The 15,884-nt window shown below is 59.5% G+C and carries 12 protein-coding genes and 2 pseudogenes; 7 read left to right on the forward strand and 7 right to left on the reverse strand.

The features are described from left to right. The first annotated feature begins 74 nt into the window (after window positions 1-74). Window positions 75-704: a cysteine dioxygenase family protein gene (locus JFT87_RS18865; RefSeq protein WP_201203662.1), complete on the forward strand. Its 630-nt coding sequence runs from the start codon at window positions 75-77 to the stop codon at window positions 702-704. Further along, window positions 701-2,282, forward strand: a pseudogene (locus JFT87_RS18870) (rhodanese-related sulfurtransferase). The gene JFT87_RS18865 and the pseudogene JFT87_RS18870 overlap by 4 nt, the downstream one beginning before the upstream one ends. A 76-nt stretch (window positions 2,283-2,358) precedes the next feature. Here JFT87_RS18870 and JFT87_RS18875 read toward each other — a convergent pair. After that, entirely contained in the window at window positions 2,359-3,882 is a 1,524-nt protein-coding gene (locus tag JFT87_RS18875; protein ID WP_201203664.1) for a diguanylate cyclase, read from the reverse strand. A gap of 303 nt (window positions 3,883-4,185) precedes the next feature. Between JFT87_RS18875 and JFT87_RS18880 the strand changes: the two are divergent. Further along, window positions 4,186-5,306: pseudogene (locus tag JFT87_RS18880) on the forward strand (SMP-30/gluconolactonase/LRE family protein). 224 nt (window positions 5,307-5,530) lie between these two features. Here JFT87_RS18880 and JFT87_RS18885 read toward each other — a convergent pair. Beyond that, window positions 5,531-6,703 carry an MFS transporter gene (locus JFT87_RS18885; protein WP_201203665.1) on the reverse strand — a complete coding sequence of 391 codons (1,173 nt, stop codon included), beginning with the start codon at window positions 6,701-6,703 and terminating at the stop codon, window positions 5,531-5,533. Window positions 6,704-6,797: 94 nt separating this feature from the next. On the opposite strand from JFT87_RS18885, the gene JFT87_RS18890 reads away from it, so the two are divergent. After that, complete coding sequence (locus tag JFT87_RS18890; RefSeq protein ID WP_201203666.1) at window positions 6,798-7,691, forward strand: LysR substrate-binding domain-containing protein; 894 nt, start codon at window positions 6,798-6,800, stop codon at window positions 7,689-7,691. A gap of 295 nt (window positions 7,692-7,986) precedes the next feature. After that, complete coding sequence (locus tag JFT87_RS18895; RefSeq protein ID WP_201203667.1) at window positions 7,987-8,658, forward strand: lipopolysaccharide kinase InaA family protein; 672 nt, start codon at window positions 7,987-7,989, stop codon at window positions 8,656-8,658. Window positions 8,659-8,773: 115 nt separating this feature from the next. Here JFT87_RS18895 and JFT87_RS18900 read toward each other — a convergent pair whose 3' ends face one another. Beyond that, on the reverse strand, window positions 8,774-9,022 hold the full coding sequence (locus tag JFT87_RS18900) for a CsbD family protein (RefSeq protein ID WP_201203668.1): 249 nt from the start codon (window positions 9,020-9,022) through the stop codon (window positions 8,774-8,776). Window positions 9,023-9,212: 190 nt separating this feature from the next. Between JFT87_RS18900 and JFT87_RS18905 the strand changes: the two genes are divergently transcribed. Together JFT87_RS18905 and JFT87_RS18910 are read left to right on the forward strand one after the other, a co-directional pair. Beyond that, the gene (locus tag JFT87_RS18905) at window positions 9,213-10,025 is read left to right on the forward strand and encodes a DUF1206 domain-containing protein (RefSeq protein WP_201203669.1); all 813 of its coding nucleotides are present in this window, start codon (window positions 9,213-9,215) and stop codon (window positions 10,023-10,025) included. Between the two features lie 337 nt (window positions 10,026-10,362). Continuing rightward, window positions 10,363-11,706 (forward strand): MFS transporter, encoded by a 1,344-nt coding sequence (locus JFT87_RS18910; protein ID WP_342367182.1) that lies wholly within the window; start codon window positions 10,363-10,365, stop codon window positions 11,704-11,706. A 150-nt stretch (window positions 11,707-11,856) separates the two neighbouring features. On the opposite strand, the gene panB is transcribed toward JFT87_RS18910, so the two are convergent. The 4 genes from panB to JFT87_RS18930 are packed head-to-tail and all read right to left on the reverse strand — an operon-like array spanning window position 11,857 to window position 15,830. Further along, window positions 11,857-12,681, reverse strand: a complete 825-nt coding sequence (panB, locus tag JFT87_RS18915; RefSeq protein ID WP_201203671.1) for a 3-methyl-2-oxobutanoate hydroxymethyltransferase — start codon at window positions 12,679-12,681, stop codon at window positions 11,857-11,859. Between the two features lie 40 nt (window positions 12,682-12,721). Next, complete coding sequence (locus JFT87_RS18920; protein WP_201203673.1) at window positions 12,722-13,519, reverse strand: alpha/beta fold hydrolase; 798 nt, start codon at window positions 13,517-13,519, stop codon at window positions 12,722-12,724. Then, on the reverse strand, window positions 13,516-14,724 hold the full coding sequence (locus JFT87_RS18925) for an MFS transporter (RefSeq protein ID WP_201203674.1): 1,209 nt from the start codon (window positions 14,722-14,724) through the stop codon (window positions 13,516-13,518). Before JFT87_RS18925 ends, JFT87_RS18920 begins: the two co-directional genes overlap by 4 nt. Continuing rightward, window positions 14,667-15,830 (reverse strand): acyl-CoA dehydrogenase family protein, encoded by a 1,164-nt coding sequence (locus JFT87_RS18930; protein WP_201203675.1) that lies wholly within the window; start codon window positions 15,828-15,830, stop codon window positions 14,667-14,669. Before JFT87_RS18930 ends, JFT87_RS18925 begins: the two co-directional genes overlap by 58 nt. Window positions 15,831-15,884: the final 54 nt, after the last annotated feature.

A 15,884-nucleotide genomic window follows, 5' to 3' on the forward strand; every position in this document is an offset into this window, starting at 1 on the left:
ATGTGCATAAAGAATAATACCTTTTAGCTCGCCCGTGTAGTTCGCGTTTATTTCAGTTTCCACGGAGGGAGCTCATGCCCCAGAACCTTGTGTCCAAACCATCTGCGCCACCGAACCTGACGCGCTTGCGACAGTTCATCGAACAACTGGCCACGCTGCTCGACGAACAGCCCGGTGAAGCAGCGATCCTTGAACAGGGCGGCCGTTTGCTGCAGCAACTGGTCAGCGTCGATGACTGGCTGCCGGAAGACTTCGCCCGCCCCGACCCGGAGCGCTATCAGCAATACCTGTTGCATGCTGATTCACGGCAGCGTTTCAGCGTCGTCAGTTTTGTCTGGGGGCCGGGGCAACGCACGCCGATCCATGATCATCGGGTCTGGGGCCTGATCGGCATGTTGCGTGGCGCGGAATATTCCCAGGGTTTCGCCCGGCAACCCGATGGCGCATTGGCAGCGGCCGGAGCAGCGCTGCGCTTGGATCCGGGCCAGTTCGAAGCGGTGTCGCCAACAGTGGGTGACATTCACCAGGTGGCCAATGCCTACATCGATCAGGTGTCGATCAGTGTGCACGTGTATGGCGCCAACATCGGCGCGGTGAGGCGCGCAGTGTATGGCCTGGACGGCACTGAAAAACCTTTCATCTCCGGCTATTCCAACAGCCTGTTACCAAACCTCTGGGATTTGTCGAAGGAGCTCCCGCAATGACCGATTTCGCTATCCGCCGTTACGTCGATATCCGTAAAGCTCTGCTGGCACGCGAGGAACTTGCATTGCTGGACGTGCGTGAAGAGGCGCCGTTTGCCGAAGCTCATCCGCTGTTTGCGGCCAACATCTCGCTGTCCAAACTCGAACTGGAAGTGCTGGCACGGGTGCCGCGCAAAGACACCCGGGTAACCGTGTATGACGATGGCGAAGGCTTGGCCGCCATCGCCGTTGAACGCTTGCAAACGCTGGGCTACACCGATGTGGCGCTGCTTGAGGGCGGCCTGCAAGGCTGGCGCGATGCCGGTGGCGAGCTGTTCAAGGACGTCAATGTGCCCAGTAAATCCTTCGGTGAACTGGTGGATGCCGAACGCCACACCCCGTCCCTGGCAGCGGAAGAAGTGCAGGCGCTGCTCGATGCCAAGGCTGACGTGGTGGTGCTGGATGCCCGACGTTTTGACGAATACCAGACCATGAGTATCCCCGGTGGCATCAGCGTACCTGGCGCCGAACTGGTGTTACGGGTGCGCGAGTTGGCTCCGGACCCGCAAACGCAGGTCATCGTCAATTGCGCCGGACGCACCCGCAGCATCATCGGCGCCCAGTCACTGGTCAACGCCGGGATTCCCAACCCCGTGTCCGCCCTGCGCAATGGCACCATCGGCTGGACCCTCGCCGGCCAGACCCTGGAGCATGGCCAGGACCGGCGCTTCAAACCCGTCAGCGCTCACAACAAAAACCTCGCCATCGAAGCCGCCCGCGCGGTCGCCAAACGCGCCAACGTGAGCCGCATCGGCCTGGCCGAGTGGCGACGCTGGCAAGCCGACCCGGCCCGCACTACGTATTTGTTCGATGTGCGCACGCCGGAAGAATTTGCTGCCGGCCACTTGCCGGGCTCGCGCTCCACACCCGGCGGACAACTGGTCCAGGAAACCGATCATTTCGCCAGCGTTCGTGGTGCGCGCCTGGTGCTGGTGGATGACGATAATGTGCGGGCGAACATGAGTGCGTCCTGGCTGGCACAGATGGGTTGGCAAGTGTCCGTACTGGATGACTTGAACCCGAGCGACTTCAGTGAACAAGGCCCATGGCAGCCCCCTGCCGACCGCCCCCGCAGCCGAAGAAATCAGCCCGCAGACGCTGGCGGACTGGCTGAAAGAGCCGGGCACGGAGGTGCTGGATTTCACCGCCAGTGCCCTTTACGTACAACGGCACATCCCCGGCGCGTGGTGGGTGTTGCGCAGTCAGTTGCAGGCAGCGCTGGCGAACATTCCGCCGGCCCAGCGTTATGTCTTGACCTGTGGCAGCAGCCTGCTCGCCCGTTGGGTTGTGCCGCAGTTGCAGGCACTGACCCAGCGCCCGGTGGTGGTGTTGCGCGGCGGTACGAGCGCCTGGATCGAAGCTGGACTCCCGGTGCAAGCAAGCCCGCAGCATTTGGCGTCACCGCGTATCGACCGCTATCGCCGACCGTATGAAGGCACCGACAATCCGCGCGAAGCCATGCAGGGCTATCTGGATTGGGAATATGGGCTGGTGGCACAGTTGGGCCGTGACGGAACGCACGGGTTTTTCGTGATCTGACCGTTCGGGACAGGGTCGACCCGCTCGGCCCTGTTTCAGCCCTTTACCGCACCCCCGACAATTGCAGGATTGGTCGTCATACCGTCAACGTCGTCGATTGGCCGTCACGCGCAAACTGGTTACGTCCCAACGCCTTGGCGCGATACAGCGCCTGATCTGCCGCCTCGATCAATCCCTGCAAATGATCCAGTTCCGACCCCGTGGCTGTAGCACACCCGATGCTTACACTGACACGTCCGAACGGGCTGGATTTGTGCGTAATGTTCTCTTGTTCCAAGCGGTCGAGGATAAGTTGCGCCACTACCGTTGCACCGTCACTGTCGGTGTCAGGCATGATCACGCCCATCTCTTCTCCGCCATAACGTGCCACCAGATCCGACGGTCGCCGTACACACTCCTCGAATATTCTGCCAACCGTCTGTAGGCATGCGTCTCCAGCCACATGCCCGAGTGAGTCGTTAAACAGCTTGAAGTAGTCGATATCAATCATCAGCAATGCCAACGACGTGCCGTCACGTTGTGCGCGCCGTGCTTCCATGGCGAGGCTCTCATCGAAGCAGCGCCGATTTGCCAAACCGGTCAGGGCATCCTTCATCGCGAGCAACTCAAGCTGCCGATTCGATGAGAGCAATTGCTGCTGAGTCCCTCGTAACTGGCCCTCTACCTCGGTTCGCCGGCGAATATCCAGGATCAAAAACCAACCGATGAGACCGGTAAGCCCCAGCAGCCCCGTCACCACCACCGCCGACAGCAGTGCCTCCATTCGCCACGCAGCGAGGGCCTCGCGCTTGCCAAGTGCAACGGTCGTAATCAGCGGCAGTCGGTCACTCTTTCGGAAGGCGTAGAGGCGCTCCACACCGTCCAGGCTGGAGGTAAACGACGCAGTGCCGACTGATCGATCTACAAGATACTTTGCATAGATCGGCGACTTCAAAAAGTTGCGCCCCATGTCCTGCTCGCGGAAGGGATAGCGAACCAGCAAAGTACCATCGGTATAGGACAATCCGATGGCTCCTTCCTGTCCTACGTCGATCTTTCCAAACAGCCGTAGGAAGTTTTCGATCCCCAAGGTGACCGCCACCACCCCGGCAAACTCGCCGTGAGGATCATTGAAGCGCCGGCTGACGGTGATCACCCACTCCTGATTAGAGCGGCTTTGGATTGGTGGACCGATAAAGGTCTCACGGGATGGATCGTCGCGATGATGAATGAAATAGGCACGATCAATGCTGTTCGCCCCGGCGGGAATCGGCCGATTGGAAGACATCAACCAGCGGCCCTGATTATCGTAGATGGTGATGCCACTGAGCTGTGGCATCAGCGGCTCCTGTCGGTTGACCAGCATACTCAGGCGCTGGATCTGCGCAGGGCCAATACCTTCGGCTTCCAAGCGTTCGACGAGTCCGAGCAGAAGCAGCGAGCTTTGGCGGACAATACCTTCAGAGTAAGTAGCAAGCGCCTGGGTAAGGTTCAAGCCATGGACATTCACTTCCTCCAGTGCTCGATCTCGAGAGCTCAACACTTTCCAGACAGTCAGTGACGCCAGGGAACAACCGATAACCAACAGCAAAAGCACCACCAGGTGGGTATCACGCTTCACGTTACTACCTTATAGAAAGTCCGGTTTTCCGTTACAGCGACTATTAAGCCAAGGCAATAGCTGCAGCCGTTTGTCCTCGTCTTGAACAAGGATACAAGCAGTGGTGGATCGCTGCAGCAACAGATTATGCAGCGCGAAAGAGTCCCTGACCTCGCCTCACATATCAGATCAACCAGGAGATGTTCAGCGGCCTTCACTTCTATGGGCGAACCAAGACTCGTGCGCAACGAATGACTTGTACGATGTCCTACCACGAGGTATTACTACGTCTCCAAAAAATAATAAAACCACGGAGATCGCTACATGGACTCATCCCTGTCCGCCAAGCCTGAAAGCCTTGACCGAGCGCAAGGCAATACCCGCCGCAGCTTCCTGAAAAAGTCCCTCGCTGTTTCTGCCACGCTCGCCACCGTCGGCAGCGCCGCACTGAGCCGCATCTCCGAGGCCGCCGAACCCTTGAGTCAGCGCTACCCTGATCCACTGATTCAGATCCTCGACGACAGCTTCCTCGAACTGCGTATTTTCAACGCCAGTGTTGAAAAACTTGCCACCGGCATGCGCTGGGCCGAAGGACCGGTTTGGGTCGGCGATGGCCGCTATTTGTTGGTCAGCGACATCCCCAATAATCGCATCATGCGCTGGGACGAAATCACCGACACCTTCAGCGTGTACCGCGAACACTCCAACTTTTCCAACGGCATGTGCCGGGATCGCCAAGGTCGCCTGATCGTCTGCGAAGGCTCGACCACCACCAGCGAAGGCCGGCGCATCACGCGCACCGAAGCCAATGGCACGATCACCGTGCTGGCCGACAGCTATGACGGCAAACCCTTCAACTCGCCCAATGACATCGTCTGCAAAAGTGACGGATCGATCTGGTTCACCGACCCGCCCTTCCAGACCGGCAACAATTATGAAGGCCACAAAATCACCCCGACCCAACCCCACGCCGTGTACCGCATCGACGGCGAGAGCAAAAAGTCACCCGGGTCATCGACGACCTCAACGGCCCCAATGGCCTGTGCTTTTCTCCCGATGAAAAAACCCTGTACGTGGTTGAAGGTCGCGCCAAACCCAATCGCCTGATCTGGGCGATTGCAGTGAAGGACGACGGCACGTTGGGTGAACGCCGCAAGCACATCGAAGGGCTGGAGTATGCCGCGATCGACGGCATCAAATGCGACGAAGCGGGCAACCTGTGGTGCGGCTGGGGCGGCAACGGTGATCCCAAGGCCGACCTGGAAAAACTCGACGGCGTGCGCGTTTTCAATCTTCAGGGCAAGGCCATCGGGCACATTTCGCTGCCAGAGCGTTGCCCGAACCTGTGCTTTGGGGGACGCGAAGGGAATCGGCTGTTCATGGCCAGCAGTCACTCGATCTATTCGCTGTTTGTGAATACTCGTGGGACTACATTTGCGTTGTAAAAGCGAGGTTCGTCTGGCGATGGATTCGTGAGAATCGGAACAGTAGCCTGCCGCGCATCCGAGGATGCGCGGCATTCAAGCATGTGTTGATCAGCAATGGCCTTGGCTGCGCGGGCCTTGATCAGAGGCTCTTGCAGCTACGCCAGCCTGGCTGTTTCAGCCTGAGTCCTGTTGTCAGGGAGGACAACGGAATTGATAGCTTGAAACTGTACACCGGGAGTTTGTTACACCACTGCCGCTTCAATCGTTCTGGTTCTGGAGCGCCAGGCAAACACCAGCACCATCAGCAATCCCAGGCCCGCCATTGCCGCACCGGCCAGGGAAATTGCCGGATAACCCAGCCCGCTATTGATCACCGCACCGCCCAGCGCCGCACCAATCGCATTGCCGAAATTGAAGGCGCCGATGTTCACTGCCGAGGCTAGATTGGGCGCGTCCTTGGCCGCTTCCATGACGCGCATTTGTAGCGGTGGCACCAGGGCAAAGCTGGCAATACCCCAGATCAGGATGGCGACGGCAGCCGGCAGCGGCCAACGCATCAGTAGGGTGAACGCCAGCAAGACGAGAATCAGCACGCTCAGCGAGATGATCAGGGTGCGATCTATCGAGTGGTCTGCGGCTTTGCCGCCCCACATGTTGCCCAGCGTCAACCCGACACCGTAGAGCACCAGCATCGCGGTGATGTAGGCGGTTGACGCATGGGTCTCGTTGCTGAGAATCGGCGCGATGTAAGTGAAGACGGTAAACATCGCACTCGAACCGACGACGGTGAGCGCCAACGCGCCCAGCACCGGGCCGCGCGCCAATACCCGAATCTCCGCCATCACCCCGACGCTTTGCGGCGCTCGCACATTGGGCAGGGCGAACCACAGCGCGGCCATGGTCATCACGCCCAGGCCGGTAATGCCCCAGAAAGCGGTGCGCCAGCCGTACAATTCGCCAAACCAGGCGGCCAACGGCACACCGCCGATGGTCGCCAACGTCAGGCCCATGAACATTGCAGCAACCGCCCCGGCACGTTTCTGCGGGGCGACCACGCTGGCGGCGACAATCGAGCCAACGCCAAAAAATGCGCCATGGTTCAGTGAGGTCACCACCCTGGCGACCATGAGGCTGTAGTAATCAGTGGCCAAGGCTGACATCAGATTACCCAGGGTGAAAATCGCCATAAGCCCGATCAGCAGATAGCGCCGGGGAATTCTCCCGGTGGTCAAGGTCATCAGCGGCGCGCCAAGCAATACGCCCAGCGCATAAGCACTGACCAGCAAACCGGCGGCGGGAATTGAAACGCCCAGATCGGCGGCGATATTCGGCAACATGCCCATGGGGGCAAATTCTGTTACGCCGATGCCAAAAGCACCGATGGCGAGTGCGACAAGTGGTGGATTGATACGCATGGAAGGCTCCTCATCTATGCCGCTGATGCTACGATCCAATCCTTCAGGGCGGTAGACAGCATTTTTGGCAATCACCTTTGCTTGGGAGGCACAAGTGGATTTCAACGGCAGGTCAGGTGAAATGAGCGTGTTCATCACCGTGGCGCAGGAAGGCAGCCTGTCGGCCGCCGCGCGGGCATTGAGCTTGACTCCCTCGGCAGTCAGTCGGATCATCGCGCGTACCGAACAACGTCTTGGCACCCGCCTGCTGTTGCGCACCACCCGTGCGATCACCTTCACGGCCGAGGGCGAAGCGTTCCTGCGCGGCGCCCGACGTATCCTCGCCGACATGGATGAAGTCGAAGAAGCCATCGCCGACCAAGGCGTACCCAAGGGGCGATTACGGATCAGTGCCGCCCTCGGTCATGGGCGGCTCGCCATCGTGCCCCTAGTCGCAGCGTTCAGCGCCCGTTACCCGAACATCGTCGTCGACCTCACCCTCGGCGACGAAGTGGTCGACATTCTCGGCGGGCAGGCCGACGTCGCGGTGCGTTTTGGCCATCTGCCCGACAGCCCGCTGACCGCGCGCCGGATCGGCTACACCGGCCAGGTCGTGGTGGCGTCGCCCGAGTATCTCCAGCGCCACGGCATCCCTCAGGAGCCGCAAGACCTGCTACAGCACAACTGCCTGCGCTTCAACTTTCGGCGTGCCGAGTCCAACTGGCCGTTTATCGGCGATGGAAAAGAGTTTTCCCTGAAGGTCAGCGGCAACATCGAATGCAGCAGTGGCGAGGCGCTGGCACAGCTCGCTCGAGTAGGCGCGGGCATTGCCCGTATCGGTGAATTCAGCGTGCGCGAGGATCTGCAGCGCGGCGAGTTGATTGCGCTGCTGGAGGCCTGGAATCCCGGGGATCAGGAACCGATTCATGCGGTGTTCGTTGGCGGCGCGGCAATGCCGGCGCGGGTGCGCCTGTTCGTGGACTTTTTGCTGGAACATCACCGGATGTAATCGTTGCCAGTCAGAGCAATGAATGGTGCCCGATAACACCAGCGTTCCGGCGGCCGCAACCCCGTTAAGGATGATCTTGCGCGTACGGCCCTTTTTGTGACGGGAGCGATACCTGCCACTCCCACTGATTTTTAGCGGCGCAACTGTCTAAACAAACGAAGCGTAAAAGTTGCGACTTGGCGCCAAAGTTCGCGAAATTCAGGGAACTAATAACTTCCGCCCATGGACAGAGCTGCGATCGCGACGATAATGCAAAAGTCGCAACTAAAAATTTCTACAATAAATGGAGCGGATAATGGGCCGTGCACGCAGTGAGTTTGAATTCTGGTGGGATACGTCCGGGGAGTGGGTCGAACCGCCGAATGTGCGCCGCAGCGGCACCAGTGGTGTCCAGCTGATTGTGAAAGATGACAGGACGTTCTTCGTGAAGCGTCAAACCGGCCATCTGTTTCGCAGTCTCCGTTACCCCACTGGCCGCCCCACCGCTCTGCGTGAAGGCATCGCACTGTCCAGGCTCGAGAAGCTGGGGGTGAAGGCTCCAAAGCCTGTGTTTTATGGCGCGAGAAAAGTCCAAGGCGTTTGGCAAGGTGTCCTGGTGACCGAAGATCTCGGCGGCTTTATTGATCTGGATACCTGGTATGGCCAGGGTGCCGCGAGCCTGTTGACGACAGAGCAGCACCAGCAACTTTTAGAGCGTCTGGCGCAAATGCTGGCGCGGATGCACTCGGGCAAATGGCAGCACGGTTGCATGCGTTCCAAACACATATTTATCAAGGCGTCGATGACTGGCGAGCAGTTCGATTTCGAACTGGCGCTGCTAGACCTGGAGAAGTCTCGCGGTCGCGTTACTGCAATAGGGGCGGCGCGTCACGACATCCCTCAACTCAGACGGCATTCTTACTGGGATCAATCGCAGTGGCAGCATTTCCTTGCTGCCTATGAGCAAGCCATTGGCCGGACCCTGTAAGCCGTTGCGCCTAAAGCGGTCAGCTTCCCTCACGACTTCCCGGTATTAGACTCCGGGGAGTGTGAGGGACGATAACGATACCGTGGGCCTGGTTGGGTACGCCCTACTTCCTGGCTCAGCGACGCAGCAGACGATTGACCAACAGCAGCAAACCCGCGCCAATCGCGAGTGCGGCGACGGGTTTCTCTTTAACGAATGTCGAGACGCTGTCGAGTGTATCGCCGTAGGTTTTGGTCAGTTGGCCAGCAGCCTGGCGTCCAGCGCCCTCTGCTTCCAGTGTCGAATCACCGATCAGTCTACCGACTGCGCTCTGCGCCTTGCCGGCCAGCTTCTCTGCTACACCTTCTACTTGTTCGCTCTTCATGATTCATCAAACCTGCGTGTGTGAGTGGGGAAATCCGACAGCCCTAACCGCGTGGCTGGCAGCACGACATTAGGGGCGCGCGTCGGATGATTAGTTCAAAGGGATGTGCCCCGACAGTTTTCCCCTTTGGCAGTAGAACCCCTCCCAGTGAGAGGGGTCTGCTCTTGAATCACTCTCGGGAATCGATCCAATGTCCGCGCAACGCAGCCTTGTCATACTCGCTCGGGGAGGCTATGCCGCTCGAGGGATGCTTTATCTGATCATCGGTATCTTCGCACTGCTGGCAGCGCATGACTCGACAAAACCCAAGGACAGCCACAGGAGCCTCGAAGCGTTGCTGGCGCAGCCATTCGGTTATTTTCTGGTGGGGCTTGTGGTGGCAGGTCTGCTGGCTTTTGCCGCGTGGCGTTTCCTGCAAGCGACCCACGATGTCGACCATCACGGCAAAAATCTCAAAGGCTTGGTGATTCGCGCAGGCCTGTTCGCAGGCGGTTTGGTCAACGGTGCTCTGGCATTCTTTGCATTGGGCCTGCTGATCAGCGGCATTAAAAGCTCGGGGAATTCCGGTGGCCAAACCAAGGACTGGCTGGCGCATCTTTTATCCTGGGAATACTCGAATTTACTGGTGTACCTGATCGCGCTGATTCCGCTGGGCGTGGGAATTGCGCACATCATCAAAGGCTGGAAAGCGTCATTCGAGCAATATTTCGAGGCCGACGAAGACGTCATGCAGTACGTCCGCCCAGTGTCTCGGTTCGGTCTGATCGCCCGTGGCGTGGTGTTTATCGAAATTGCCTTGCTGCTGGCCGTTAGCGGCTCCGCGTATAAAGCCATGGATCCGCCGGGCATGAAGGAAGCCCTCGACGCCCTGCAGAACCTGCCAGCGGGATGGCTGATGTTGATGGTGATGGCTGCGGGGCTGATTGCCTTCTCGGTTTACAGTTTCTCTGAAGCGTTCTGGCGCAAGATCAATATGGATGTGCCGGGCATATCGAGGCCGTAGGGAATCGCAAGAATGACCAGTCATTGGCAGCTCGCATTCAGTGGGACGGGTAATCCGACGCCTTGTCTTTTGCAGCGCCAACGATGAGTTGCTGTCTTATCCTGAACTCTGGCCTGCCTGCGTCCCGACGTCGCAGCAGACAGCTATTGGCAAATCCCCCACAAGCCTTAGAATTCCGCCCGCTCTTGCAGCGGTAGAAGCCTGAGGCTGAAGGCACCACTGACACAAAAGCGCGTACTTGAATGGCTGGCCACGCCTCCCCACGTGTGTCCGACACAGCCGCCCTGCCCGATCGGCAGGCACTTGCACAATACAAACAATTCGGCCTGGCAATCGCATGCGCAGAGGCGCACGTTCCGCTGTTCGATCTCTAGAGGTTTTTATGTCTCCGCGTTTGCTGGCCATGGCGCTGGCGCCCCTGCTCGGGCTGTTCATTGTTGCGCTGGGCAACGGTTTTCTTTCTTCGCTGACCACCCTTCGCCTCGACGCCGCCGGTGCATCAACCACGATGATCGGCATCGTGTCATCGGCCTATTTCATTGGTCTGACGCTGGGTGCGGTGTTCAACGACCGTTTGATTCTGCGCATCGGGCATATCCGCGCCTACGGCAGCTTTGCCTCGCTGATCGCGGTGACCATCCTGTTGCAGGGATTGTTCTATGACACCTGGGGCTGGTTTGCCCTGCGCCTGATCAACGGCTGGGCCACGGTGGGGGTCTTTCTGGTGATCGAAAGCTGGTTGCTGCTGGCAGGCGACGCGAAGATTCGCGGGCGCTTGCTCGCGCTGTACATGATCGTCCTGTACGGCGCCGGTGTATTGGGTCAGGCCACGCTGGGGAAAATCACCGGGTTGAGCGACAGCGCGCCGTTCATGGTTGCCGGCATGCTCGCTTCGTTGTCGGTGCTGCCGATTGTGATCCTGCCGCGCGTGTCGCCACTGCTTGATCAGGTTGAGCCGCTCAAGCCACGGCAACTGTTGGGCGTCACGCCGACCGGGCTGGTTGGCTGTTTCGGCTCGGGTGTCACCATCGCGGCGATTTACACTTTGCTGCCGCTGTACCTGCAGCGCAGCGGTCTGAATGTCGGTGAAGTCGGCAGCATGATGGCCTGGACGATCCTCGGCGCGATGCTCCTGCAATATCCGGTCGGGCGCTGGTCCGACCGCAAGGATCGCTTGCAGGTGCTGACCCTTCTGACGGTGGCGTGCACTGTTTTATCGCTGGTGATCGTCCTGCTGCCGTTGACGTCTACAATGCTCGCCGCGATGTTGTTTCTGCTCGGTGGCGGCGTCTTCGCGCTGTACCCGGTTGCCGTCAGCCATGCTGCCGACCGCGCCCCGGCGGAAGCGTTGGTGCCGATGATTCAGGGCTTGCTGCTGATCAACTCGCTGGGCTCGGCGATCAGCCCGATGATGATCTCGCCGGTCATGAATTCGTTCGGCGCCAACGGTCTGTTCTGGGTATTTGCGCTGGTCAATCTGTGCATGGTCACGTTCTTTCTGTGGCGACGCGGCAAGCGCCCTGTCCCGGCCAACCCCGCACCTTTTGCAGCGGCGGCAACCTTCTCGCCGACCGGCGCGGAGCTGCGGGTGACCGAAGACTTGCGTCAGGCGGTGCAGGATCACCCGCCCATGGTTGATGCGTTGAGCGGCGAGTCTGCGCCGCACTGTGAAACGCGCTGAGCGCTGCGTGTCCTTTGGCCGGCAGGGCAAAAGGCGCGCCGTGAACAAGTAAAAAAGCCAGTGCGGCGCTTGTCACACCCCACTGGCAACGTGTTAACGCGGTGGCCCGCCATCAGCTATTGATGCAGCGAGCTGCCAACGTTATCGATCTCAGCGTTTAACGCCAAAACAGTGCGAGAGTTCAGGGAAGCTGCCATCGCGAACCTCCGCTGAAAACTGGCCAACCGCATCGCGGATGACCGCATGGACGTCGGCATAACGTTTAGCGAAGCGCGGCACAAAATCACCGCCAAGCCCCAGAATGTCCTCGATCACCAGAACCTGGCCATCGCACGCCGGCGACGCGCCGATGCCAATCGTCGGCACACTCAGCGTTTCGGTCAGTTCGCGAGCGAGCGGCTCTGCCAGCCCTTCCAGCACAAAGCAAAAGGCCCCGGCTTGCTCCATCGCCGTGGCGGCTTCTCGGATAGCGTTCGCCGATGACTCGTCCATGCCCTGAGCGCGGAATCCGCCCATGGTGTTGACGAATTGAGGCATCAAGCCGATATGCGCCATCACCGGAATACCGCGCTCCACCAGAAACTGCACAGTGGGAGCCATGGCTGCGCTACCTTCCAGTTTGACGGCGGCGACATTGGCTTCCTGCATCAACCGTGCGGCACTGCGGAAGGCTTGGACCGGTGATTCCTGGTAGGAGGCGAACGGCAGATCGGCCACGACGCAGGCTCGGCGTGTCGCCTGAACGACAGCACGACTGTGTTGAATCGTCTGATCCAGGCTGAAGTGCAGTGTGTTGGGCTGCCCGTAGGCAACCATCGCAGTCGAATCCCCCATCAGGATAACGTCGACGAATTCGTCAACGATCTCAGCGAGCGAGCGATTGTGCGCGGTCAACGAAACGATCTTGCGTTTGCCCTTGCACGCTCTGATGTCCGGCACTGATAGCCGACGGGTTTCACTTGCTGCAGTACTCATGGCGTGAGCTCCTTGCCAATGGCGATGAAGGAAATACCTTTTAAAGCGACGCTGACGCGAGTTCGGCCCTGGGCGAGGTGCCCGTCATCTGGCCAACGAATTCGACGATCAGGTCAAGTGTGTGCTCCGTCTGATCGAGATGCGGAGAGTGTCCGCAATCCATCAGGCAATGCCGGGTGACCACTGCGGGTATCTTTTGCTCAATGGAATCGAGTTGTGCCAGCGTTCCGTATTCGTCCCGATCGCCCTGCAACACCAAGACAGGGCAATCGATATCGGCCAGGCAATGCTCAATATTCCACTCAAGAAAATCATCGGAAGCCCAGACACTGCTCCATCCCTCGAATACGGCTTTGGGGTCGGGATGAAACAGCGCCAGTTGTCGCTCCAGGCTCCCTTCCAGGAACGAATTTCGTGCGGCGGCAATGCCGCTCAATGTGATCGACTCGACGAACACATGCGGCGCAAACAGCACCAGCCCGGCAACAGGAAATCTGCTCGCGTGGAGTAACGCGATGGAGGCGCCATCGCTGTGCCCCACCAGCAGTGGGTTGCGTAACTGCAGTTTCGCCAACAGTTCCGGCAATACCTGCTGTGCCTCCACATGCATATAGTCTGATCGGCGTGGCAACGCTGCGCGAGACGAATGGCCATAGCCGAAACGGCTGTAAGCGAGCACTCGACGCCCGGTCATGGCTGCCAGTCGATACGGCACACGTCGCCACATCGCAATGCATCCGAGGCCCTCATGCAGCAGCACTAGCGGAGGACGATCGGCATCACCGCCGATCAGCAAATAATCAATGTCACCACCACTTAGCGAGATCGTCGCCATCATTCACGCTCTACTGCAATTGCCAAATCCGGCTCCGGCGCTGAACCCAGTGCCAGCACCGCACGGCTACTGAAAATGGCCATCAGCGTCACTAACCCGCCGAACAAGCCGATGGTTGAAGACATCTCCCATACGGACAACAGCAGGCCCACCCCGACCACAGGCACAATCAACCCCAGATAGGCCGCGACGAAAAACGCCGAACTGACTTCCGCCATGCGATCGGCAGGCGACAACATCGTCACCAGGCCCAACCCGCCACGCAGCACCATGCCCGCGCCCATCCCGCCCAGTACCGCGCCACCGAGAAATAACGTCAGGGAGGTAAATTCAAAGGCCAGCCAGACACTGGCCAACGCCACGGGCAGCAACAATACACCCACTGGGACAACCCGCCGGGGCGCCATGCGCAACACCAACAACTGGCCGATGGCAGCACTGCAAAACGCCAGGAATACAATGCTGCCGCTCAACAGAATGCCGCTCTGATGCAACCCGACCGCCAGGAAACGACCAGCCAGCGCGGCGAACAGACCGAGAAAGCTGAAGCCGCACAGCACCGACATCGCCACGGCCATAAAGGCCTGCCGCATCTCGCTCGGTATCCGCAGGCGCTGCCACCGCAGCGGCGGACGCGTACCGCCATGGATCACCGTTTCCGGCATCCAAGGCAACAGCACCGCGGGCAACAGCATCAACAGCAATACGGCATAACTGGCGTGGAGCGGTTGCGCCGCCTGCTCTGCCACCCAGCCAGACAATAATGCGCCCAAGCCGAGCCCGCCCATGTTGCTCAAGCTGGCGATCAGCGCCGCGAGTGACCGATTCCCCAGCAATTCGGCCAGATAGGCAGTGGTGGCGCCCACCATCAACCCGACGGCCATCCCCGATAACAGGCGACCAACGAACAAGCCGACTAACGTGGGCCAGAGCAAAAAGCTCAGCAGGCTCGCCAGCGTCAATCCGATCCCGATCCCGAGCACCACGCGTCGGCCAAGCAGATCGGACAGTCGGCCAAATATCAGCAGCTTGAACAGTATCGCCAGTGCGTAGGACGCAAAGACCAACGTCACCCAGAACGGCGACAAGTCCAATTGCCTGGCGTAGAGCGGATACAGAGGCGTCGGCAACGTGCCCACCATCATCACCACTAACAACAGATAAGTGCTGAGCCAGACGGCGCGGTTGAATCGGTGCGAAATCCCCATGAACCGTTACCAGTCAATCTGTCGTGTATCGAACAGATTGACCCCCAACTGGGCTTTGCCCAAGTACTCCAGACAATCCATCGGTTTGGCTGGCATGACGCTGCAAAAAACGATTCGCGCAGCAATCGTTCCAGTGGCCGACTGCGATTCAAGGTGCTCGCACCACAGATCTTCACCGCCGCCATGGCCATCTTCGGCGCCAGTTCACCAATGAAGTATTTGGCCGCATGCACAGCGGCATTCGCCTCGATCGTTCCACGCCGTTCCACAATCAGTGTGCCTGCATGATTGAGCAGCGCGCGTCCGGCGAGCAGCTCAGCTGACAGCCTGCCGACCTCCTGATGGATTGCGCTGGATTCGCGCTGGGAAGGCGTGGCGCGCACGCCTTCGGTGATGTGTTGCAGCAACGCAGTGGCGATCCCAAGATAGACGCCGGTATAGCCGGCAATCATCCAGTGGGGCTCACGTACCAGTTTGAATAAAGACATCCCTTCGACGGCCAGAAACAAACGCTGGCGGCTGAGCAGCACATTCTCGAACGTCATGCTGGCGGTCTGGGTGCCGTTCATGGCAAACCCGTCCCACACCTGACCGCACTGCACACCTTCGTCGTGGCGTCCGACCACGAAGTGGCTGATCTCGCTGTCGCTGTCGTTGCCTTCAGGTTTTGCCGTGACGACGATGTAGTCCGCAGCGCCCGCCAACGACACGAACGACTTGCTGCCGTTGAGCAGAAAGCCGCCGGCATGCGCCCGATAATGGGTCTGGATACCTCGCAAGCGCGCGCCACTGCCCAGCTCCGACGTCGCCGAGGCGAACATCTTGTTGTGCGCGATCACCTCGTCGAACACCCAGGCGCGGAAGGCATCCGCTGCCACTGACAGCGTTTTCCCCGCCGACTCGCACAACGAGCCAAGCGCCACGTTGTGCATGTTGAAGCCCAGCGCCGTCGCCGCGTCATACTGGGCAAGTCGCGCCAGAACCTGGCTGTATTGCAGATAATTCAGACCTGCGCCCCCAGCCTCGCGAGGGATCAGCAAGCCTAAAAGACCCGAGTCCTTGATCAGTTGATAGCTTTCGCGACTGTCCGATTGCTGGTTATCCACCAACGGCGCCAAGTCGACCAACTGCATACCGATGCAATCTACCAACGCGAAAAT

Origin of the sequence: Pseudomonas sp. TH15, assembly GCF_016651105.1 — a bacterium.
In the GTDB taxonomy this organism is placed as follows: domain Bacteria; phylum Pseudomonadota; class Gammaproteobacteria; order Pseudomonadales; family Pseudomonadaceae; genus Aquipseudomonas.

Excerpts from the sequence above, each read along its gene's own strand:
- JFT87_RS18865 (WP_201203662.1), top strand. The coding sequence starts at position 75 with ATGCCCCAGAACCTTGTGTCCAAACCATCTGCGCCACCGAACCTGACG.
- JFT87_RS18885 (WP_201203665.1), bottom strand. The coding sequence starts at position 6,703 with ATGCGTATCAATCCACCACTTGTCGCACTCGCCATCGGTGCTTTTGGC.
- JFT87_RS18895 (WP_201203667.1), top strand. The coding sequence starts at position 7,987 with ATGGGCCGTGCACGCAGTGAGTTTGAATTCTGGTGGGATACGTCCGGG.
- JFT87_RS18900 (WP_201203668.1), bottom strand. The coding sequence starts at position 9,022 with ATGAAGAGCGAACAAGTAGAAGGTGTAGCAGAGAAGCTGGCCGGCAAG.
- JFT87_RS18905 (WP_201203669.1), top strand. The coding sequence starts at position 9,213 with ATGTCCGCGCAACGCAGCCTTGTCATACTCGCTCGGGGAGGCTATGCC.
- JFT87_RS18910 (WP_342367182.1), top strand. The coding sequence starts at position 10,363 with ATGCGCAGAGGCGCACGTTCCGCTGTTCGATCTCTAGAGGTTTTTATG.
- panB (WP_201203671.1), bottom strand. The coding sequence starts at position 12,681 with ATGAGTACTGCAGCAAGTGAAACCCGTCGGCTATCAGTGCCGGACATC.
- JFT87_RS18920 (WP_201203673.1), bottom strand. The coding sequence starts at position 13,519 with ATGATGGCGACGATCTCGCTAAGTGGTGGTGACATTGATTATTTGCTG.
- JFT87_RS18925 (WP_201203674.1), bottom strand. The coding sequence starts at position 14,724 with ATGGGGATTTCGCACCGATTCAACCGCGCCGTCTGGCTCAGCACTTAT.